Here is a 1,027-nt window from a genome sequence, read left to right as displayed (position 1 = left end):
TCCCCGCGCCGCCGCCCGGGCCGCGGGCGGCGCGCTCGACGCGGGCGGGGTGGCGTGGGGGATGTTCGCGGGGACCGGCACCGTCTGGGCGGTCCGGCCGAAGCGGGTGTGGACGGTGGCGGCATGGTCGGGGTTGGTGACGACCAGCGCGCGCGCCCGTGGGACGAGGGTCAGGGTCTCCCGATCCCACCAGCCACGACGTTCCGCTGTCCGCCACAGCGTCGACGGCAGCCGCGACGGCCACCCCCACCAGCCGTATTCGTGCAGTGTGGCCACCCAGACGGCCCGCGCGCCGGCCAGGACGGGCAGCAGGCCCGGCGCCGGGGAGAACCCGAACGCCGACGGGGCGAACTGCACGTGGACCACGTCCGGTTGCAGCCGCCGCAGGGCTTGCGCGGTGGCGTGCAGACCCGTCGGCCCCCAGCCCCGCCCGAGGGCGACCACCGGCAACGGGCCGGTGTCGACGTCGACGTCGACGTCGAGCCGACCGGAGGTGACCAGCACGGGTTCGACGTCGCCCCGCAGCGCCGTGGCCAGCCGCACGGTGTAGTCGGCGACGCCGTCCTCGGTGGGGGCGAGGTTGCCGCAGACGAGGGCGACCCGCGGCCGCCACCCGCCGTTCGACCAGCGGTCGCGGCCGACGGCCGACGCTCCACTGAACGCCGCCGCCGGCGGCGTGGACGACGGTCCGGCCGGGGCGCCTTGGTGAGCTCTCCCGGGCATGCGCCAGGCCCTACCCGCTGTCGCAGCGCGCCACCATCCACCGACGTCCATCACGCTTAGTAGTAGTTTTGTTGCCGAGAGTCCGGGAATCGGGTGGGGAACGCCGCCACCTACGGGCGGCGCGACAGGGGAGGTGGATGTGAGCCGCCATCATCCGGCCGCCGGCCGCGGTGGCCCGCTGGACCTCGCCGCCGCGCGCCGCGTCCTGGCGGTCCGCCCGGACAACCTTGGCGATGTCGTGCTGCTCACCCCGGCGCTGCGGGCTCTGCGCGCCGCGGCGCCCGCGGCGGGCCTGGACCTGCTG

1 protein-coding gene is annotated in these 1,027 nt (G+C 76.4%); it reads right to left on the bottom strand.

Annotation, left to right across the window (positions count from 1 at the left end; translation table 11 throughout):
- The coding region (locus tag ND748_RS32625; RefSeq protein ID WP_251750107.1) for a glycosyltransferase at positions 1–723 on the bottom strand (723 nt) is incomplete at its 3' end.
- Positions 724–1,027 lie beyond the last annotated feature (304 nt).

Origin of the sequence: Frankia sp. AiPs1, from assembly GCF_023716945.1 — a bacterium.
Classification (GTDB): Bacteria; Actinomycetota; Actinomycetes; order Frankiales; family Frankiaceae; genus Frankia.
Note: the sequence above shows the minus strand (reverse complement) of the source record. Positions and strands in the feature narration are given on the sequence as shown.